The organism is Nitrincola tapanii (assembly GCF_008368715.1).
In the GTDB taxonomy this organism is placed as follows: domain Bacteria; phylum Pseudomonadota; class Gammaproteobacteria; order Pseudomonadales; family Balneatricaceae; genus Nitrincola; species Nitrincola tapanii.
Genome location: NZ_SMRS01000008.1, coordinates 165,070 through 185,693 on the forward strand (window position 1 = coordinate 165,070; position 20,624 = coordinate 185,693).

At 53.0% G+C, this 20,624-nt stretch carries 20 protein-coding genes; 14 read left to right on the top strand and 6 right to left on the bottom strand.

Going from position 1 to position 20,624, the window contains the following annotated elements; genetic code table 11:
- Positions 1-100 precede the first annotated feature (100 nt).
- Positions 101-565, bottom strand: a complete 465-nt coding sequence (locus tag E1H14_RS11495) for an FKBP-type peptidyl-prolyl cis-trans isomerase (RefSeq protein ID WP_149391618.1) — start codon at positions 563-565, stop codon at positions 101-103.
- Between the two features lie 160 nt (positions 566-725).
- Here E1H14_RS11495 and E1H14_RS11500 point away from each other — a divergent pair, with 160 nt between their 5' ends.
- From E1H14_RS11500 to E1H14_RS11540, 9 genes are all read left to right on the top strand, one after another.
- Positions 726-1,757, top strand: coding sequence for an NAD(P)/FAD-dependent oxidoreductase (locus E1H14_RS11500; RefSeq protein ID WP_149391619.1), 1,032 nt, complete (start codon positions 726-728; stop codon positions 1,755-1,757).
- Between the two features lie 57 nt (positions 1,758-1,814).
- Positions 1,815-2,789 carry an AAA family ATPase gene (locus E1H14_RS11505; RefSeq protein ID WP_149391620.1) on the top strand — a complete coding sequence of 325 codons (975 nt, stop codon included), beginning with the start codon at positions 1,815-1,817 and terminating at the stop codon, positions 2,787-2,789.
- A gap of 46 nt (positions 2,790-2,835) precedes the next feature.
- Complete coding sequence (locus E1H14_RS11510; RefSeq protein ID WP_160142059.1) at positions 2,836-3,792, top strand: DUF58 domain-containing protein; 957 nt, start codon at positions 2,836-2,838, stop codon at positions 3,790-3,792.
- Positions 3,785-5,833 (top strand): transglutaminase TgpA family protein, encoded by a 2,049-nt coding sequence (locus E1H14_RS11515; protein ID WP_149391622.1) that lies wholly within the window; start codon positions 3,785-3,787, stop codon positions 5,831-5,833. Before E1H14_RS11510 ends, E1H14_RS11515 begins: the two co-directional genes overlap by 8 nt.
- Positions 5,826-6,524, top strand: a complete 699-nt coding sequence (locus tag E1H14_RS11520) for a M48 family metallopeptidase (protein ID WP_149391623.1) — start codon at positions 5,826-5,828, stop codon at positions 6,522-6,524. Before E1H14_RS11515 ends, E1H14_RS11520 begins: the two co-directional genes overlap by 8 nt.
- A 28-nt stretch (positions 6,525-6,552) precedes the next feature.
- Complete coding sequence (locus tag E1H14_RS11525) at positions 6,553-7,599, top strand: efflux RND transporter periplasmic adaptor subunit (protein ID WP_160142060.1); 1,047 nt, start codon at positions 6,553-6,555, stop codon at positions 7,597-7,599.
- Between the two features lie 9 nt (positions 7,600-7,608).
- Positions 7,609-10,647, top strand: a complete 3,039-nt coding sequence (locus tag E1H14_RS11530; RefSeq protein ID WP_149391625.1) for an efflux RND transporter permease subunit — start codon at positions 7,609-7,611, stop codon at positions 10,645-10,647.
- Between the two features lie 96 nt (positions 10,648-10,743).
- On the top strand, positions 10,744-12,537 hold the full coding sequence (locus tag E1H14_RS11535; RefSeq protein ID WP_149391626.1) for a methyl-accepting chemotaxis protein: 1,794 nt from the start codon (positions 10,744-10,746) through the stop codon (positions 12,535-12,537).
- Between the two features lie 107 nt (positions 12,538-12,644).
- The gene (locus E1H14_RS11540; protein WP_149391627.1) at positions 12,645-13,388 is read left to right on the top strand and encodes a spermidine synthase; all 744 of its coding nucleotides are present in this window, start codon (positions 12,645-12,647) and stop codon (positions 13,386-13,388) included.
- A gap of 149 nt (positions 13,389-13,537) precedes the next feature.
- Here the strand turns inward: E1H14_RS11540 and minE are convergent, their stop codons facing one another.
- The 3 genes from minE to minC are packed head-to-tail and all read right to left on the bottom strand — an operon-like array spanning position 13,538 to position 15,405.
- Positions 13,538-13,795: a cell division topological specificity factor MinE gene (gene minE / locus E1H14_RS11545; protein WP_149391628.1), complete on the bottom strand. Its 258-nt coding sequence runs from the start codon at positions 13,793-13,795 to the stop codon at positions 13,538-13,540.
- Between the two features lie 2 nt (positions 13,796-13,797).
- Positions 13,798-14,622: a septum site-determining protein MinD gene (gene minD, locus E1H14_RS11550; RefSeq protein WP_149391629.1), complete on the bottom strand. Its 825-nt coding sequence runs from the start codon at positions 14,620-14,622 to the stop codon at positions 13,798-13,800.
- Positions 14,623-14,661: 39 nt separating this feature from the next.
- A complete protein-coding gene (gene minC, locus E1H14_RS11555; RefSeq protein ID WP_160142061.1) occupies positions 14,662-15,405 on the bottom strand; it encodes a septum site-determining protein MinC in 744 nt (247 codons plus the stop codon).
- A gap of 290 nt (positions 15,406-15,695) precedes the next feature.
- Here minC and E1H14_RS11560 point away from each other — a divergent pair, with 290 nt between their 5' ends.
- On the top strand, positions 15,696-16,196 hold the full coding sequence (locus E1H14_RS11560; RefSeq protein WP_149391631.1) for an invasion associated locus B family protein: 501 nt from the start codon (positions 15,696-15,698) through the stop codon (positions 16,194-16,196).
- A 17-nt stretch (positions 16,197-16,213) separates the two neighbouring features.
- Here the strand turns inward: E1H14_RS11560 and E1H14_RS11565 are convergent, their stop codons facing one another.
- Both E1H14_RS11565 and E1H14_RS11570 read right to left on the bottom strand, forming a co-directional pair.
- Entirely contained in the window at positions 16,214-17,245 is a 1,032-nt protein-coding gene (locus E1H14_RS11565; protein ID WP_149391632.1) for an adenosine deaminase, read from the bottom strand.
- Between the two features lie 82 nt (positions 17,246-17,327).
- Positions 17,328-18,017, bottom strand: coding sequence for a dienelactone hydrolase family protein (locus tag E1H14_RS11570; protein WP_149391633.1), 690 nt, complete (start codon positions 18,015-18,017; stop codon positions 17,328-17,330).
- 310 nt (positions 18,018-18,327) lie between these two features.
- Here E1H14_RS11570 and E1H14_RS11575 point away from each other — a divergent pair, with 310 nt between their 5' ends.
- From E1H14_RS11575 to E1H14_RS11590, 4 genes are read left to right on the top strand one after another with little or no spacing between them, the layout of a single operon-like run.
- Positions 18,328-19,146 carry an alpha/beta fold hydrolase gene (locus E1H14_RS11575; protein ID WP_149391634.1) on the top strand — a complete coding sequence of 273 codons (819 nt, stop codon included), beginning with the start codon at positions 18,328-18,330 and terminating at the stop codon, positions 19,144-19,146.
- Positions 19,147-19,150: 4 nt separating this feature from the next.
- Positions 19,151-19,435: an extradiol ring-cleavage dioxygenase gene (locus tag E1H14_RS11580; RefSeq protein WP_149391635.1), complete on the top strand. Its 285-nt coding sequence runs from the start codon at positions 19,151-19,153 to the stop codon at positions 19,433-19,435.
- 4 nt (positions 19,436-19,439) lie between these two features.
- Positions 19,440-20,282, top strand: a complete 843-nt coding sequence (locus E1H14_RS11585) for a DODA-type extradiol aromatic ring-opening family dioxygenase (protein ID WP_149391636.1) — start codon at positions 19,440-19,442, stop codon at positions 20,280-20,282.
- Positions 20,283-20,291: 9 nt separating this feature from the next.
- Positions 20,292-20,624, top strand: coding sequence for a non-heme iron oxygenase ferredoxin subunit (locus E1H14_RS11590; RefSeq protein WP_149391637.1), 333 nt, complete (start codon positions 20,292-20,294; stop codon positions 20,622-20,624).

Here is a 20,624-nt window from a genome sequence, read left to right on the forward strand (position 1 = left end):
GTTGCGCGGGTCAGGACGGCTAGGCAGTGCTGACCTTTTCTTCGGCGGGAGCGGGATGCTCAGTCTCAACCTTTATAGATTCATTTTAGATGCTTTCGCCTTAACCGGCGACGCTGCCTGCTTCTTTCTCTTCTTCTGTGGCGGCACGCACTTCCATCACTTCGACATCAAATGTCAGCGTCTGGCCTGCCAGTGGGTGGTTGCCATCCAGCGTCACGCTATCGCCTGCAACGGCAATTACCGTCACCGGCTGTTGGCCCCAGGGGGTCTGCGCCATAAACTGCATGCCGACTTCAATTTCATCCACGCCTTCAAAGTTGGCGCGATCCACATCCTGAATCATCTCTTCACGCACTTCGCCGTAACCCTGTTCAGGCTCAACGGTGACTTTCAGGGTGTCGCCCACTTGTTTGCCAAGCAGTGCATTTTCTAAACCAGGGATGATGTTGTGTGCACCATGCAGATAGGCCAAAGGATCACTCCCCACGGAGCTGTCCATTACGTTGCCTTCGTCGTTGGTGAGTGTGTAATGGATGGACACAACGGTTTGCGGTGCGATCTGCATGAGCTTCTCCTAATTATGTGAGCCGTCATGCTAACCAATCCCGTTAGGGGAGTGCAACTTTGCCTTTTGATCCTTATGCTTCATAGAGTCGTAACACTTAGCTGGCTGTAATAGCGCTTTTATCTGCCTGTAAGACGATACAGGTTTTGGAGTGGATGTGATGACGATTATAAATAAAGAGCTGCCAGTGGCGGTGATCGGTGCCGGGATTGCGGGGTTACGTTGTGCACTGGGGTTACGTGAGGCGGGATTTGCGGTTGAGGTATTTGATAAAAGCCGTGGTACGGGGGGGCGTTTAGCTTCAACACGGGTAGGGGCGTTGAGTGCGGATCTGGGCGCACCTTGGATTATGACGGAGGATGCGGAGTGGCGCGATTGGTTAAACCGGCATCCTCATGCGGCCGTGCCTTGGACACCCTGGCGGAGTGATTTTAGTTTATTCAACCCGGCTCAGACCCTGTCGGGTTGGGTGGGGGTGCCACGTTCCAGTGCCATCACCCGTGCGCTGGCGCAGGGCGTGACCCTGACGCCTGAGCGCCGAATCAGTGTGGTTTGGCCGGAGCGTGAAGGGGTGTTGTTGCGTGATGAGCAGGGCGAGCCGCTGGGACATTATGCGGCCGCGATGGTGGCGACACCGGCCCCGCAGGCTGCGCCTTTATTGGATGCGGTACAGCGTTTTCGCCAGCGTGCGGAATCGGTGTTGATGCAGCCCAGCTGGGTTTTGGTATTGAGCCTGACTCGCACACCGACCGCCTTACAGGGGATTGATTGGGTAGAGGGTGAACACCCGGTGTTTCGCCGTTGGGTGCGCGACAGTTCTAAACCTGGACGTCAGGGCGAGGTTTGGGTGCTTGAAGCGAGCGATGCCTGGAGTCAGGACTATGTCAATCTGAATGCGGATAGCGTCGCGCAGGAGCTGATGGCGGAGTTTGAAGCTCTGGTCGCGGAGCCGCTTTCGGTCGAAGCCTTTAAGGTGCATCGTTGGCTCTATTCAGCCCCTCAAAAAGCCTTGGAAGCCGGGGCGCTTTGGGATGCGGATGCGCGTATCGGTGCCTGTGGTGATTGGCTGGGTGGGTCGAGCTCTCTATCAAGCCATGCTGCGTCTTATCTAGAAAGTGCTTGGTGTAGTGGCCGTGCTTTGGCGGAACAGGTGATGACTCGCCAGGCGTTAAAGCGCGAATCAGTGGCTTGATCTGCACGAAAACGCTAGGCTGAAGCTCTATTCTTGATTGACCACAGGATACCCGACATGGAAGAGGATGTTTTTACGCCCGCACAACTGCATGGCGCGGTGCGCCAAGCGCTTGAGGTGTTAAACCAGGTTTTGCTGGGGAAAGCCGAGCAGGTGGAGTTGGCCGTCACCTGTTTGTTATCTCGTGGGCATCTGCTGATTGAGGATCTACCGGGGATGGGCAAAACCACGCTGGCGCATGCTTTGGCGCAGGTGTTTGGTTTGCAGCCAACACGTATTCAGTTCACCAGTGATCTGTTGCCCGCCGATATTCTTGGGGTATCGGTTTTTGAGCCGGGGCAGGGGACATTTCGTTTTCATCCTGGCCCGATTTTTACCCAACTCCTCTTGGCCGATGAGATCAACCGCACCACGCCGAAAACGCAGAGCGCTTTATTGGAGGCGATGGAGGAGGGGCAGGTGAGTTTGGATGGAGTCAGTCGGCCTTTGCCTGAACCCTTCTTTGTGATCGCCACACAAAACCCGACCCACCAGTTGGGTACCTTCCCCCTACCTGAATCTCAGTTAGATCGTTTTTTAATGCGGATTACCTTGGGCTACCCGGCCGCTGCGGCGGAACGTGAGATGCTAATGCGCGGAGGAACACGCCAGGAGACGGCGAATCTCCCCGTGTGTTTGAGCGCTCGGGCTCTGCAGCAGGTGCAAAAAGAGGTGGAGCAGGTGCATGCTTCGGCCAGCCTAGTAGATTATGTGCAGCGCTTGGCGCAGTTCACCCGTGATCATGCCAGTTTTAGTTATGGCCTCTCACCGCGTGGCGCTCTGGCACTTCTGCGTGCAGCGCGCAGCCATGCCTGGTTGCAAGGTCGTAAACATCTCCTGCCCGAAGATGTGCAGCAGATCATGACGGCGGTGATCGGCCATCGTGTTCGCGCCAGTGAAGAGGCGTCTGGATTGGGATCTGCGACAGGTTCGAGCTTAAGTGTGGCGCGCTTAATGGCCCAGATGAAGGCGCAAGTGGATGTGCTCGGCTAAGTCCTCTCGCCCCTTATCGGCTCAGCTGCCCGAATCGGAGGGGTGGATGAGCGGGTCGGCTTGGCAGATGCGTTGGCGGCGCTGGTCACGCCAGCCGGATAAGGTCTATATCCTGCCGACCCGCCCCGGCTGGGGATTTATGCTGCTGCTCTGTTTATTGCTGCTGTTGGCGATTAATTTTGAGAACAATCTGGCGTATGCCCTGACTTTTCTGCTGACTGGGGTGATGTTAGTGGCCATGTTACACACCTGGGCCAATCTGAATTATCTGCGTGTGAGGCCGGAGGGGGCACAACACTGTTTTGCCGGTGAGGCGGCGGTGTTAAGGATTCGGGTGGAGATGCCTGGGCGTCAGGCGGCGGAGCAGTTGGAATGGTGGGTGCAGGACACTTCACCCTGGATCTGTGATATCCCGGCTGGGAGCCTGCGCCCTGTGGATCTGAGCCTGCCTACGCAGGCCCGAGGCTGGTGTTGGCCGCCGGCAATTAAACTGCAAAGCCGCTGGCCTTTGGGGTTATTTCGTGCCTGGCGCTGGTTGCCGCCGATTGCGCCCTTTTTGGTCTATCCAAAACCTTTGAAACCACGCTTTCTGCCGGCACAAGCACTCACCGATGGCCAGGGGCCGCCTTTGGCGGTGGTTCAGGGCAGTGATGATTTTGATGGGCTACGCCCTTTTCAGCCGGGCATGTCCCCACAACATATTGCTTGGAAAGCCTATGCACGCGGCCAGGGGTTACACGCGCGGCGCTACAGTGCGCAAGAAGATGAGCAACACTGGCTAGATTGGTCCACCTGGCCTTCTGCCGGTGTTGAGCAGCGCTTATCGGAAATGTGTTATCAAGCCTTGCGCTGGCAAGCACAGCAGGAGCCTTTTGGTTTGCGTTTCCCCGATCAGGAGATCTCTCCGGCCTTGGGCGAGGCGCATCTGCAGCGCGTCTTGCTTGCCTTGGCGCTCTTTGGTCAAGAGGCTTCTGTGCCGCCCTCGGGAGGCCCGCATGTTTAAGATCTCCTTAACCGGCTCTAAATCTCAGCCTAAATCAGCACCGGTGCAGATCCTCGAGCCGCTGACACCTACAGCGGTGATTTGGCAATTACTGGCTTTTTCGCTGGTGGTTTTACCCTTGCTTTGGCATCTGCCCAACTGGATCAGTGTGGTGGCGGCTTTGGCTTGGTTTTGGCGCTGGGGGATCAGCCAGGGGCGGATCGGACGTCCACATTGGAGTCTGCGTTTGCTGTTGCTGGTTGGCATAGGCCTGGGTGTGTTGCTGAGCTTTTCGCGCAGCACCAGCTTGGATGCGTTTGCGGCCCTCTTGGTTTTATCTTTGTCTTTGAAGCTGCTGGAGATACAGCAGCGCCGTGATGCTTTGGTGTTGCTCTATGTCGCCAGCTTTACCCTGGCCACAGCGTTTTTATTTGAGCAGAGCCTGGTGATGGGGCTGTATAGTCTGGCGGTGATCTGGGTGTGGATCACGGCGCTGGTCAGTTGCTGGCAATCAGAGCGCCCGAGCCATTGGACACGGCCCATGCGCCAGGGCTGGCGCTTGTTCTGGCCCGCTTTGCCGCTCATGCTGTTGCTCTTTTTGCTTTTTCCGCGCATCGGGCCACTTTGGTCGGTCACCCTGAATACAGAGCGCGCGCAAACAGGCTTATCCGATCAAATGTCTCCCGGTGAGGTCAGCCAGCTGACACGCTCGGCCGAATTGGCCTTTCGTGCCGTGTTTGCTGAAGATCAAGTCCTGCCAACCCCTTCTCAGCGTTACTGGCGTGCGCTGGTGTATTCTGAATTTGATGGCCGCAGTTGGACGCTCGGTACCCCCCCTGCAGGGCTGCGGACTGAGTGGAATGCTTTGGAAGAGATGGAAGCCCTCTCGGCTCCTATTGACTATGAGATCATGCAGGAGCGAAGTGGCCGTTTGTGGATGTTTGCCTTAGATCTGCCGCAGCAGGCAACCTCGGAAAGCCGTTGGTTACCGGGTCGACGCTTGGAGGCTTTAGCGCCCATCGATCAGCGCCGTCAGTACCGCTTAAGTTCGGTCCTGGAGTATCGTCTGGCGCCACAATTGAGTGAGGCGTTGCGCGAGTATTATCTGCGCTTACCGCCTGCGGCCAATCCGCGTAGTCGCGCCTTGGCGCAAGGCTGGTGGCAAGCAGCTGAGCAAGATCCGCAGCGTTTTATCCAGACGCTGCTCGATTATTTTAATCAAAGCTTTATTTACACCCTGGAACCCCCAAGGTTGCCGCTGAATCATGCCGTGGATGCGTTTTTGTTGGAGACGCAGCGCGGCTTTTGTGAGCACTATGCGGGAGCCAGTGCCTGGATGCTGCGCAGTGTCGGGATTCCGGCACGTGTGGTGGCGGGGTATCAAGGCGGTGAGTGGAATGAGGCCGGACGTTATTTTACCCTGCGCCAATACGATGCCCATGCTTGGGTGGAGGTCTGGTTAGAGGGTGAAGGCTGGCGGCGTCTTGATCCTACGGCGGCGGTGGCACCTGAGCGCATCGAGCAAACGGCGGATCTTTTCTTTGCGGATGAGCCGAGCTTTATGGCGGATGCCCCCCTAGCCGGTTTAGGACGTGGCGCTTCACGTTGGATGTTTGCCCTGCAGCGCCGTTATGATGCCGTGAACTTTCAGTGGCATCGTTGGGTGTTGAATTATCATGAGCAGCAGGCAGATTTTTTGCGTGATCTGCTCGGCGGCGTGACACCCTGGCGCATGATCCTGGCGTTGTTGATACCGGCGGCTGTACTCTTGTTTGCCGTTTGGCTGGGGTTGTATCAGATGCGTCGTGCCCCACGTGGAGACGCTCTTGAACGTGCGCAGAAGCGCCTCTTCGCCAAGTTGGCACGCCAGGGGCAGCGGCGCGAGGCGCATGAATCCTTAGCAGAGTTTGCGCGGCGGATGGCTCAGGTTTTCCCTGAACAGGCGCCGATGTGGCAGAGTTTGGCAACCGCCGATGAGCGTTGGCGTTACGCCCCTGATGCCAATAGGCTAGACTATAAAGCCTGTTTAACCGCCTTGAAGCAGTGTATTCGCCGTGTTTGATGATCTTCCTTACCCTTGCCGTCACCAGCCCAGTCCTCGCCGCCGCACTCTGGCGGTTGAAGTGCGTGATGCGGAGGTGGTGGTGCGCTCCCCCCTGCGCTATCCCCCTCAGCGTTTAAAAGCCTGGTTAAAAGATCGTGAAGATTGGATTTTGCATCATCTTCAGGCGCAGCAAGCACGTTTAGAGGCGCATCAGATTCGTTTTCAATCGGGGTCAGCCTTTCCCTTCATGGGCCAGGAGCTGACGCTGTTTTGGCAGCTGGCGGAGAAAACCTCGGTGCAGTGGCAAGCGCAAGCCTTGCAACTCTCGTTATCGCGTCGCTCCAAACGTGATCCTTTGGAGCGGGTACCGGAAGCCTTAAAAACCTGGATGCAAGCGCAAGCGGAGCAATCTCTTTTACCGCGAGTGGCGCAACTTGCGCAGCAGATGCGTATGCATCCAAGACAGGTGTTGATTAAGGGGTTTCGTCGGCGTTGGGGGCAGTGCTCTTCACAGGGCGTGATCACGCTGAATTGGCGTTTAATGCATGCCTCACCGGCATTACAGGATTACGTTATCATTCATGAGTTGTGTCATTTACGCGAAATGAACCACAGTTCGGCCTTCTGGGCATTGGTTGCTCAGCATTGTCCGGATTATCGGAATTTACGTCAGGCGCTGCGCAGTCGCGGAGCTTGGTTGGATTGGTGAGAGGGATGCTATGCAAAAGGTGCTGAGGATGAAGAGGGTGATGGTCGCGCTGGTGTGTTTTGCTCTGATCGGCTGTCAGGCCGACTCTGCCGAGACGGTGGCCAGCCCTAAGCCTGTACGCTTGTTTGAGGTGCAAGAACAAGAGCCGCTGCAGACGCGTCAGTTTGTCGGACGTGTCAATGCTTTAACCACGGTAGACCTGGCCTTCCAGGTGGGCGGTGAACTGGTGGAGTTGCCGATTCAACAGGGCAGTGTCGTGCCGGCCGGTGAGTTGATCGCGGCACTCGATCCGACGGATTATCAGCGCCAGTTGGAGCAAGCGAAGGTGCAATATGATCAGGCGCGCCGTGAGTTAGAAAGAGGCCGCCCGCTGCGTGAAAAGGGTTTTTTAACCCCTTCGGCTCTGGACACTCTGGAGTCCAACTTTGAGTTGGCTCGAGTGGCGCGCGATCGAGCACAACGTAATCTGGACTACACCCGTTTACATGCCCCTTTTGATGCCTTGATCAGTCGCCGTTTAATCGAGCGTTTTAGCAGTGTGCAAGCCGGAATGTCGCTGGTGCGTGTTCAGGATGTCACCGAGCTGCGCGTGCAGATCAATGTGCCCGAGCAGTTGATGATGCAAGCTCAGCGTGGTCAGGGGCATGAGATTTACGCCAGTTTTTCACAACTCCCCGATCTGCGTTTGCCTTTGACCTATCGAGAACATGCCACTGAAGCCGATCCGGTGACGCAGACCTATGCCGTCACCTTTGCGCTGCCGCGCCCAGAAGAGGCGAGTATTCTGCCGGGTATGACTTTAACCGTGACGGTGTTGCCGGATCTGCCTGTGCAAACACAAACGACCTGGTGGATTCCTTTCTCAGCACTGGATACGCGCCAGGCCGATGCGTTTCAGGTTTGGATCTATGATGCGGCCAGTGCACAGGTGATGCCGCGTCAGGTGGAAGTCGGGCGCTTGTTAGCCGATCAGGTGGAGATTCTGCAGGGCTTGAGTCTGGGTGAGCAGATCGTCTCCAGCGGCATCAGTCATTTACATCCGGGCCAACCGGTACGTCCTTTCAGCGGTTTTTGAGGATTCCCTATGCGTATCGCCGGCTATGCGATTTCTCGCCCGCTCAACACTTGGCTGTTTATCCTGCTGTGTTTTTTGGGTGGGCTCTGGGCGCTGTTTAACATCGGACGTTTGGAAGATCCGGCTTTCTCGGTGAAAAATGCGGTGATCAGTACGTCTTACCCAGGTGCAACAGCGGCTGAGGTGGAGAAAGAGGTGACCGAGGTGTTGGAGTCGGCGATTCAGCAGTTGGCTCAGTTGAAGCGCGTGACCTCCAAATCCAAGCCTGGGGTGTCGGAGATCACGGTCGAGATCCAGGATAAGTACAAGGGAGATCAGATCGCTCAAGTCTGGGATGAGTTGCGCCGTAAAGTCAGTGATGCGCAACGGCGTTTGCCTCAGGGCGCGGGTGTTCCGCTGGTGAATGATGATTTTGGTGATGTGTTTGGGATTTTTTATGCGGTGACGGCAGAAGGCTTTAGTGATCGAGAGATTCGTGATCTTGCCCGTTTTCTGCGGCGTGAACTGCTCACGGTGCCCGGAGTGGCAAAGGTACAAACTGCAGGTGAACCCGAAGAGCGCATCTATGTTGAGATTTCGAATGAGCGCTTAAGCAGCTTAGGTTTGCCGGTCAATCTGATCCTCAATACGCTCCAGTCCGAAAATGAAGTGACCGGCAGCGGTGAAATACGCCTGGCTGACCAACGCGTACGCATTTTGAGTCCGCAGGGCTTTGATAGTGTGCGTGATATTGAGCAATTGCGTATCGGCCGTCCCGGCCATGCTGAGCAGTTATTTTTGAGTGATGTCGCGCAGGTGACTCGAGCGCCGGTTGAGGTGCCTTCCCACTTGATTCGCTTCAATGGCACGCCGGCGTTTTCTTTGGCGGTTTCCGGGCTCAGTGATGCCAATATTGTTGAAGTGGGCCGCGCCGTGGATGCCCATTTGGCACTCTTGGCGGATCGCATTCCTTTGGGTGTTGAGCTGCATCCCATCTATGAACAGCATCAGGTGGTCGATGAAGCGATCAATAGCTTTATCCTCAGTCTCTTGCTTTCGGTGGTGATTGTGGTGGGGGTTTTGTGCCTGACCATGGGTTGGCGCCCAGGTTTGGTGGTGGGGCTGACGCTCTTTTTGACGGTATTAGGCACCCTCTTTTTTATGGCGATTTTCAGCATCGAGATGGAGCGAATTTCACTCGGGGCATTGATTATTGCGATGGGGATGCTGGTGGATAATGCCATCGTGGTGGCGGAAGGCATGCTGATGAATATGCAGCGTGGCCAGCGTTCGCAACAGGCTGCGGAAGAAGCGGCTGCCCGCACCCAGATCCCCTTACTCGGTGCAACAGTGATCGGCATTATGGCTTTTGCCGGCATAGGTTTGTCACCCGATACCACGGGTGAGTTTCTCTTTTCTCTGTTTGCCGTCATCTCCATCTCTTTGATGTTGAGCTGGGTGTTGGCGATCACCGTGACACCTCTGTTAGGGCATTATCTGTTTAAGCGCGGCTCGACCCCGACTGAGGAAGCGGATCTCTATGCCGGAGCCGGTTACCGATTCTATCGTGGATTATTACTGACCTGTTTGCAGCGGCGTCGTGTCACGCTGTTGCTGCTTTTAGGTTTGACCCTAGCGAGTCTGGTTGGCTTTGGTCAGGTCAAGCAGTCCTTCTTCCCGCCTTCGAACACACCGATTTTCTTTGTTAATTATTTCCTGCCTCAGGGCAGTGATCTGCGTGCGACCAGCCGTGATTTGGCCGAGATTGAAGCCTGGCTTTTAGACTTGCCCGAAGTCGAGTCGGTTGCGGCTTTTGTCGGTCGCGGTGCCAGCCGTTTTATGTTGACCTATTCCCCCGAGCAACCGAATCCAGCCTTAGGGCATCTGATCGTACGGACTCAGAGTCGTGAGCAGATTCCGCCCTTAATGGCGCGTTTGGCGCAGGTGATGCCGGAGCGTTTTCCCGCGGCGGATATCTTCACTGAACAATTGATGTTTGGCCCGGGCGGTGGTGCCAAGTTGGAAGCACGTTTTCTCGGCAGTGATGAAGTTGTGCTCAGGGCTTTAGCGGAAGAAGCGATGCAGATCTTTCGCTCGACACCTGGCGTCATGGATGTGCGCCATAATTGGCGTGAGCGGGTTCCGGTTCTGTTGCCAGAGCTGAATGAGCAGCGTGCACGTTTGGCGGGCATTAACCGTGAAGATGTGGCGATGGCTCTGCAGTTTGCCACCACGGGAATGGTAACGGGCTATTATCGAGAAGGTGAGGAGCGCATACCGATTCAATTACGTCCACCCGAAGCGGAGCGTTTGGCGGTTGAGCGCTTACAGGATCGCTTAATCTGGAGCCCTTCCGATGGGGCTTATGTACCGATGACGCAGGTGGTGGATCCGTTTCGTTTAAGTCATGAAGAGGCGCTGATTCATCGCCGTGATCGCCTGCGCAGTCTTGCCGTGCAAGCCAATCCGCAGTTAGGCCTGGGTGCGCCAGAAGTGCATGCACGGCTCAGGGCTCAGGTTGAGGCCATCCCCCTGCCTGCCGGTTATCGTTTGGAGTGGGGCGGTGAGTATGAAAGCTCGCGTAATGCCCAAGCCGGTTTAGCGGCTCAGTTACCCTTGAGCTTCTTGGTGATGCTGGTCATCAGTATTTTGCTGTTTGGACGCTTGCGACAGCCGTTAATCATCTGGTTGATTGTGCCCATGTCGATTTGTGGGGTGACCGCCTCCTTATTGCTGACCGGTATGCCTTTCAGCTTTACCGCTTTGTTGGGTTTCCTGAGTTTGTCGGGCATGTTGATGAAGAACGCGATTGTTCTGGTGGATGAGATTGATGAGCGGCTCAGGGAGCAGGCCTTGGGGTGGCAGAGTATCGCGGATGCTTGCGTCAGCCGTATGCGGCCCGTGATCTTGGCGGCGCTCACCACGATTCTGGGTATGCTGCCGCTGTTATGGGATGCATTCTTTGCCAGTATGGCGGTGACGATTATGGGAGGCTTGGCTTTTGCAACGGTATTGACTCTGGTTGCGGTGCCTGTGCTCTATGCGGTGGTGTTAAAGGTGAAAAGATAAATTTTCGTTCTAAGGTCTTACCCTTAGGGCTGGTTGTCTGCCTAAGGCTCATCTATAGTATGGGCTTATAATAAGTATACTTATAAGAGATCGCAGATGAGCCTGTATAAAACAATCGAAAAAAATCTCTTCAATACGCTCACCAAAAAAATCATTGGTAACGTGTTGTTTCTCTTACTTCCGCATGTTTTTCTTATCTTTGTCGGCGCCTATTATTCGGATCATGTCAAACAGCTGATCCGTGCTTTGGCGCTGAGTCCCGAGCAACAGGGGCAGCTTGAGAGTGCTTTCTCTCAACTTTTGTTGATCGGTGGTCTGACGGTGACTTTTGCCTTGTTAGCAGGCTTGTTCACCATCTTCTTTATGCGCCATCTCTTCTTAAAGCCGATTCGTGAAATCACTCAGGTTTTACGCGCGATCAAAGAGAAGGATGGTGATATTTCCGCTACGCTGCCGGCCTATACCTACGATGAAATCTCCGATATGGCCGCAGGCTACAATGATTTCACGGATCGTTTGCGCCAGATGATCGCGGAGACACGCCGTCATTCCGTGAGTGTGGCTTTGAGTTCGACCAAGCTGCAAAAAGTGGTGACGGAAGCGCATGAGTCGGCCTTGAAACAGGAAGGTCAGGCGCAGCAGGTGTTCCTATCCAGCAGCCAGGCTTCGCAAGCGATTGATGAGATTGCGGGCAACACTTTACGCATTAGTGAGCAAACCAGTGGCAATATGCGTGAAATTCGTACTTCCAGTGATGAGTTGCGTAAGGTATTGGAGCAGATCAAGTCGATCCGTGAACTGGCCACCAGCTTCCAGACCACCGTGCAGAAGCTCAGCGAAAACTCGGGCAACATCACCCACATTCTTTCGATGGTGAAAGATTTCTCCGATCAAACCAATCTGTTGGCGTTGAATGCTTCGATTGAAGCGGCACGTGCCGGAGAAGCCGGGCGGGGATTTGCTGTAGTCGCGGATGAGGTGCGTAATCTATCCCATAAGGTGGGCGTGGCAACGGGTGAAATTGACGACAACATCGGTGAGATGAGTGCGCTTGTGGAAAGCACTTATAACAGCGCGGTTAATATTCTTGAGTATGTTGAGAATACCGAAAGCTTTATTGATGGCACCAGTGTGCAGTTCGGTAAGCTGGTGGCGGATTTTGATGAGATCAACAGCCAATTGACCGGTATATCCGCTGCGATTGATGAGCTGTCTTACACCAACAAAGAATCCCATAACCATGTCCAGCAGATCACTGAATTGTCCTTGGGCATGAAAGAGGATATGGAGCGCTCGAAGGCCTTCTCCGGTGAGTTGGAGCAGGCCACAGAGAAAACACAGGAACTCCTGTCACACTTCTCGATCGGTTATGGTGCCTTTGAGAATATTATTCATACCGGAATGGATTGGGCGAAACAGGTCACTCAGACACTGGAGCAGTTGTCTTCTCAAGGGATCAACTTGATGGATCACAACTACCAGCGTATGAACCCAGGCCAACAGCCCGAGAAGTTCCTGACACGTTACACCGAAGCCTATGAGCGGGTGATGCAGCCTTTGTTTGATGAGTTTATTCGTCAGCGTCCTGAGTTTATTTATGCGATCTGTGTGGATAAAAATGGCTATGCGGCGGCGCATCATGCCAAGGTGAGTAAGCCCATGACTGGGGACTTGCAAACAGATCTGCTGAACAGTCGTAACCGGCGTATTCTGTTTGGCAGCCGCACGGAAAAACGTCGTGCCAGCCATCAGACACCTTTCCTTCTTCAGACGATTATTCGTGATACCGGTGAGATCTTAAATGATCTGTCGATTCCGGTTTATATTAATGGTCAGCATTGGGGTGCGTTAATTATGGGCTTTGATCCTAAACATTTGCTGGCGGATTAAAACACATCTGTGTGGACAGAACCCCGGGAAGACCGGGGTTTTTCTTGTGTGTTATCCTGATTTTTTCCACCTGAAGCGGCTCAATATTTGGAATAGGGCAAAAGCAAATGGCGTTAGCCGGTAAAGAGATACATCGTAGTTATGATGAGTTTGGGGTGATTCGTGTTTTGGATGATGGCCACAAGCGCTTTTTGTCCTTTGGTTTGGAAGATGAGCAAAGCTGTATTCTGAAGAGTGATCCCGGCCTGACACAGTTGGATTATGTGCGCGCGATGTTGCTGGTGCTGGTTTTCACTGAACCTCGGCGCGTGCTGTCTTTAGGTTTGGGGGCGGGTAGTTTGTGCCATGCCTTGCATCAGGCCTTACCGGAGCTGAAGCAGCAGGTGGTGGAGTTGCGTCGTGGGGTCGTGGAGGTGGCTTATCGTTACTTCCAGTTTCCGCGCAGTAAGCGCATTGAAGTGTTTGAGATGGATGCGCATGCTTTTCTGCTGACGGAAGAAACCCCTCCTTTGGATGTCATTTTTAGTGATCTTTATGATGAAGGCGGCATAGCTTCACAACAGATGTCACCGGATTTCCTGTTTGAATGTTCCGAGCGTTTAAAATCAGGAGGTTGGCTGGTATTAAATTGTTGGAAGGATCATCGCAGTGAGCGTGTGTTGCCGGAGCTGAAGCGTTACTTTGCCGAGGTATCGAGTTGTACCACGCAGGATGGCAACTGGATACTGCTGGCTTCTAAACAGCCGGTTGAGATGAGTGTGAATCAACGTAAGCAGCGCATTCGTGATCTTCTGCCACAGCTGAGGTTTTCCTTGCAACCCTATATGAATCGTTTATGTGAGAAGATTTAACGGAAGATTACGGAAATCTAAGCATGACTTGCTTAGATTTGCAGGGAAGACCGCCGTCTAGAAACGGTTGAGCGAAGAGCTAAAGCTCTTTCTACTAGGATCAACCTAGCTCAGCGCTTTGGATGGAGCGCTGAGCCAGGTCGTTTGCATCACTTGATAGGGCAGTCGACGTTGATTTCCAACACTGAAATGTCCTGACCTTCATTACGCACTTCAATATTCAGTGCACTGCTATCAATTTCAACGTACTTCTTGATCACTTCCAGAATCTCCTGCTGCAGTTTGGGCATCCATTCCGGCTGGGAGGCTGCAGAGCGTTCGTGGGCGACGATGACTTGTAGACGTTCTTTGGCGATCGAGGCTGAGGTTTTTTTGTTTGAGCGCCAAAAGCTAAAAATTCCAGACATGGTTAGCGTGCTCCAAACAATCGACCGAAGAAGCCTTTCTTCTCCGCTTCAATAAAACGCAGGGGGATCTCTTCACCCAGCAGGCGTTTGATAACATCCTGATACGCCTTACCGGCCACATCATCCTGATTTGTGATCACCGGTTTGCCCTGGTTGGAAGAGTCCAGCACGATGCGTGATTCAGGGATGACGCCAATCAGTGGGATGCCGAGAATGTCGTCAATATCCTGCAGGCTGAGCATATCTCCGTTCTCAACGCGTTCCGGGACATACCGTGTGATCAGCAGGTGCTGTGGAATGCGTTTGCCTTCGACTTCGGCAAGGCGTGTGGAGCTGTCGAGGAAACCGAGCATACGATCTGAGTCACGCACGGATGAAATTTCGGGGTTGGTGACGACCACGGCTTCATCGGCAAAATACATCGCCATTTTGGCACCCTTTTCGATCCCGGCGGGTGAATCGCAGACGATATAGTCAAACTCTTGAACCAACTGCTCCATGATTTCCTGCACACCTTCCAGAGAGAGGTGGTCTTTATCACGTGTTTGAGAGGCAGGGATCATGTAGAGATTTTCGCTGATCTGTTTGACGTGAATAATCGCCTGGTTCAGCTTGCACTCTTTTTTGATGGCTTGAATAAAGTCGAAGACCACTTTGCGCTCACAGCCCATGATCAGATCCAGGTTGCGCAAGCCCACATCAAAATCGATCACGACGGTTTTTTTACCGGCCAGAGCCAAACCCGCACCGAGTGATGCGCTGCTGGTGGTTTTACCCACGCCTCCTTTGCCTGATGTGACAACAATAATTTTGCCCTTATTGTCCATTCGTGTCTCCATGCCCGTCTTGGGTTCTGAATTGAAGAATTAAAATACTAAAATTTGAATTGTCTGATCATCTTTCACTACCTGACAGGGCTTATGCAGCACCGCCTCCGAGACCGAGTCCTGGGTCAGATAGTCACCATTAATCAGCAGCAGCTCGGCATCCATTGTGGTACAAAAGATGCGGGCTTGATCATTGCCTTTTAAACCGGCCATCGCACGCCCGCGTAACGCGCCATACACATGAATATTGCCGTCGGCCAGAATTTCAGCCCCACGGCTCACGTTTCCGATCACGATCAGATCCCGATCGCGTGCATAAACCTGCTGGCCGGAACGAATCGGCGTGGTGATGATCAAGGCATCTTTGAATTCGCTCTCAGCACTTTGTTCGGAGCGGGTCGCTTCAGAGGTGGTGGCCGGGCTTTGGCGGCGCAGGTGTTCGCGTGAAAGTTCACCCAGATAGCTGATGCCCAGAGGTTGTGCTAAGGCCGCTTGGCTTTCGGGCGCGCGCAGGGCAAAGGGGTTGGCTCCGGCTTGGCGCAGGCGGTTGACCACGTCCTGCAAACCGGCTGGGCTTAAATCGCTTTGTTCAAGTTCGATCACCACCGGCATGCCTTGGATCAAAGCCTGAGCGTGCTGGGCCAGCTCTTCCAAAGCGGCGTCCAGATGCGCCATATCCTCATCACTCAGGCGTTGCAAGCGCAGGTAAGCGGCTGAGGTCATGCCGCCTTTGATCTTCACTTTGGGCGGTGCTGTGCTGACATTGACGGCATGCAGTGACACCGTCGGTTCCTGAGAAGTTTGCGCTTTTTTTGCTGTTTTTCCCGAAAAAAACATCTGATTGTCGCCCTGTGCATTCAATCCGTAACAGCGACTGATTGTACTTGAAGGGCCCGAACTTGGCTATGTGGACACCCATTGCGTGAGCGTTCATTTGCTTATCTCTTAACCTGCAAAGTTCGAACTAGTCTTTTCTGACGAGCTGTTATACATCATGGGCTGAGTTAGACTTTTGCTCGGTGAGCGTTATCGCTGCTTTAAAGTTTGAGAAAAATGCTAGGGAGAAAAGGATTGTGAAGAGTTCGATGCGTTGGAAGTCTTGGGTGCTGGTTTGTCTAGTTTCGGTTTGGGTTGGTGGGGTGCAAGCGAATAGTATCAAAACAACTCAATATGAGGATTGGGCCAGTGTTTGTGACACGAGTATAAGACCTGAGCGTTGTGAGATTCGCCAGGTGCTGCGTGAAAACGCGCAGACCGGTGGTGCTCAGCTGTTGAAAGCGAGCCTTAGTAAAGTGGACGATCAGTTTTTGTTACAACTTCTTTTTCCCATGGGGATTGATTTGCGTCCAGGCATTGCGCTGCAGATAGATCAGCAACAAGAGCAACGCTTTCAATTCCTGACCTGTACCCAAGCGGGTTGCTTGGTGGCGATTCCTGTGGATCAGGCCATGATGATCAACCTGCGTGCAGGTCAAGTCGTAAAACTCGGTCTTAAGCCATTAAATGCTCAGCGTCCAGTGGTGATGCAAATGTCATTGCGTGGTTTTAACAACGCCAGTCAGCAGGTCAAATGATTGGCTTGAAACACCCATCAAGTCGATGGGTGTTTCAACTCCTCCCAAACATGAGCCAATTGATTTAATGCCTGTTGTTTTTCGCTAGGGTCCATCCAGCTGGCGATCAAGCTGTTACGACAGAGTTGATAGATATGATGCGGCAAAACCGGCAGGTGGTTCACCAGAGCCTGAAAGTTGTCATTGATATAGCCGCCAAAATAGGCCGGATCATCCGAGTTGACGGTGACGCACAAGCCTTTCTCTAAGAGCTGCAAAATCGGATGTTGATCTAACTCAGGTACTACACAGAGCTTCTGGTTGGAGAGAGGACACATCGTTAATGGGATGCCCTGTTGCGCCAGGTAGATCAGCAATTCAGCATCCTCTAAAGCACGGTTGCCATGATCAATACGCTCTGCGTTCAGGAGCTTCAAAGCCTGCCACACATATTCCGCCGGTCCTTCCTCGCCAGCATGGATGGTGACTTTGAGCCCCAACGCATGGCAACGTGCAAACAGACGCGTGAATTTTTCTGGGGGCTGGCCTCTTTCTGATGAATCCAGACCGACCCCGGCAATTTGATCTAGGTAGGGCAGTGCCTGTTCTAGAGTATTGAGTGCTTCTTCTTCAGACAGATGGCGCAGAAAGGAAAGAATCAAACGATAGCTGATGTTGAATTGATGACGGGCTTCAGCCAAAGCATGCGTAATGCCGCGTAATTGGGTTTCCAGGCTCACACCACGTGCTAAGTGGGCTTGGGGGTCAAAAAAAACTTCAGTGTGAATGACCTGGTCGGCATGAATACGCTTCATGTAAGCAAAGGTAAGGTCATAAAAATCCTCTTCCGTATTCAGGACGGAAGTGCCTTGGTAATACAGATCTAAGAACTCCTGGAGATTATTAAATTGATAGGCTTGATGCAGGGCGGCTTCATCGGCATAGGGCAATTGGATCTGATTGCGTCGAGCCAGTTTGAACATGAGTTCAGGTTCAAGGCTACCTTCCAGGTGCAGATGCAGTTCCGCTTTCGGGAGTTGTTGGATGAGGTGAGTAAGTGATTGACTCATGAGCCATCCTCCTGGCAGAGCTAAATAAGGGATATTCAACCTATAGCACAGGAGGCGTGGCTTTGCTTAAGACTTGGCGTCATCAATCGCTTAGAAATGCGCTCAGATACTGCCAACTGCGTGCTTCGGAGCGCGCATCATAGGCGACCCCGAGTGCGGGATTGTGGCTGCCGGGAATGGCAAAAGAGTGCAGGGCGTGGCCAAGATCCACCAGTGTCCAGTCGAGGGTGGATTGATTCAGATACTGCCGTGTGGCCAGTAGATCGCTATCTGGCACCATCGGGTCGGCTGCTCCGTTTAGGATGAGTAAGGCTTTATTCGCGGCTTGAGGTTGGAGGTCTTTGGGGAAACTCAGTAAGCCGTGCAGACTGACTCCACGGCTGATCTCTGGTACATACAGAGTGCTCTGAATCGCACAAAGCCCACCTAAGCAATACCCCATCACTGCCAGCTCTTCACAGGATTCAGGAGTTTCTGTTTTGACAAACTCCACAAATGCCTGCAAGCGTTGGCGCAATGCTGTGAAATCCTGCAAGAGAAGGGACATGGCCTCAGCGCGTTGTTCAATACCGGAAAGATCCGTGTCCTGGCCGTAGAGGTCGATCAACCAGACATTCCAACCCAGCGCTTGCAATTTGCGCGCGATCCCTTGTTCAAACTCACTAATCCCAGCCCAGGTGGAATAGACCAGCAATGAGCGTCTGGTGGGAGTGGCAAAGAGCTGATGTTGATGACGACGACCTTCAAGAGTCTGTGGCTGAATCTGAGGCATGCTGGCTCCTTATAAAGATACATAAGTGTATTATGTAAGATCTATTGAATTGGATCACATCAAATTGATTTTATGATTTTAGACTAAAGTATACATGTTTTTATCTGGGGTAGGTTACTCATTCTGAACCTATTTTCATGGTCTTTTTTCTTTACTATCTTGTTGTATTTATTTAGAAATAATATCGTCTCTCTCTGGATGAGAGCTTCTATCATTTAACCCCTCGAAAAACTTGCGGTCTTTTTACTTGACAGCTTTGACACCAGCCTCCTAACATAAAGATACACCACTGTATGTTGAGGATGGGTAGATGCAAGAAACAGATCGTAAGTTTGTGCAGGCCGCAGGCCACAACACAGCCTATTTTGAAACCGGCACTGGCCCGGTATTACTTCTTCTTCATGGCTCTGGCCCCGGCGTTTCCGGATGGACAAACTGGGGCGGCGTCATGGATGCGCTGGCCGATAAATTCCGCGTTGTTGTGCCGGACATCGCCGGTTTTGGTTTTACCGAATTCAAAGAAGACACTCAGTACGACATCAAATTCTGGGTCAATCATCTGGTTGAGTTTATGGATGCGTTGGGCATCGAGAAGGCCTCTTTGGTGGGCAACTCTTTCGGTGGCGCCATGGGTATCGGCTTGGCTCTGTTTAATCCTGAGCGTCTGGATAAGCTGGTTCTGCTCGGAACACCTGCAGGTACCTTCAAGCAGACTAAGGGCTTGGCCGGAGCTTGGCTGTATGAACCTTCGGTCGATAACATGCGTGCGCTGATGGAGCTCTTCCCTTACAACAAATCCCTGATTACCGATGAACTGGTGCGTTCGCGTTATGAGGCGAGTGCGCGTCCAGGTGCTCAGGATGCGCTGCGTAAGCTTCTGCCTAAGCCGAATGAGGATGGTGATACGCCCGTTAAAGGTTTCCCTGAAAAGGCGTTGAAAAACATTCAGGCACCGACTTTGATTTTGCACGGTCGCGAAGATGGCGTGGTGCCTATGGAGTGTGGCCTGACGCTGTCTGCGAATATTCCCAACAGTGATCTGTTTGTCTTTGGTCAGTGTGGTCACTGGGTACAAACCGAGCAGCGCGCCAAGTTCCTTAAGTTGATCTTCAATTTTATCGGCGAGTAATCCTATGAAACGTGATGTGTTGGAACGCATTTTGTGGAATCTCTCCGTGGACCGTTTTTCCAAGTCCAAATTCAAAGAAGATCCGCAAAAATTCCTCAGTCGTTTTCCATTGGAGGCTGAAGATATCGACATGATTCTCAGCTTTGATGTGAAAAAGATGCAAGAGATGGGCGTGAACCCCATGTTGACTATGGGTTACTGGATCGAAATGTCACCAGATCGACGCATGTCCTCTTATAACCAGAAACTGGGCTCTGAGGCTCAGTATTCCGCTTCAATTAAAGGGTAAGCAGATGGCTGAAATCGTAGGCGGCTTCTTAGTACCGCATGACCCCGTAATGTTTGTGGCACCGGATGCTCCGCCTGCGGAGCAGGCGCAGGCCGTTTGGCAGGCCTATGAAACCTGCGCGCAGCGTTTGGTCGAGATGGATGCCAGTACGGTCATCATCATCGGTAATGACCATTACATGTTATTTGGCACCACCTGTTTGCCGCAGTACTGCATCGCAACCGGCCACACCGAGGGTCCGCTGGATCAGTTGCCGGGTTTGAAGAAGCAGGAGATCCCGAACAACGAAGACTTAGCGCGCTTTATCTCAGCCCAGGGCAAAACCTGTGGTTTTGACTGGAGCGAAGCACGTTCTTTTACCACGGATCATGCTTTTTCGATCCCTTACCAGCTGATTGTTAAACGCGCTTCTGAGATCAAGGGCGAAACCATCCAGGCGATTCCTATCTATATCGCCAGTGCAGTGGATCCTTTTATCAGCAAAGAGCGCTGCATTGAGTTGGGTCGTCATCTGCATGAAGCGATTCAGGCTTATCCCGGTGCGGAGAAGGTCGCCTTGATCGGCAGTGGTGGTATCAGCCATTGGGTCGGCACTAAAGAATCCGGGCGTGTGAACTCTGAGTTTGATCGTCAGATTATTGATTATTGCTGTGCGATGAATGTTGCGGATCTGGCGCAATTGAGTGACGAGTACGTGCTCGAGAATGGCGGCAACGGCGCTATGGAAATTCGTAATTTTATTTGCGCGATGCAAGCGGTGAATGGCAGCAAAGGTCATCTCATCGAGTATCAGCCTGTGCCTCAGTGGGTGACGGGTTTGGGCTTTATCGAACTGAGCGTTCAGTGAGTGAGAAAGATGGAAAAAGTGTATCTCTGTAAAACCTCTGAGCTGGCGGATAACCAGGTCAAGAAGATCGATAACGCCACCTATGGTGATATCGCCGTCTATAACCTCGGTGGTCAGTATTATGCCACGGCAGATCTCTGTACTCATGCCACAGCGTCTTTGGCAGAAGGGGATATCGAAGACGACATGATCGTCTGCCCAGTACATTGGGGCCAGTTTCATATCCCAACCGGAAAAGCCCAGGGCTTTCCGTGTGAGATCGATCTGCGCACCTATCCGGTAGAGGTCGTGAATGACGAAATTTACGCCCTTGTGGACAGCAACCTGATTGCTAAAGGCTGA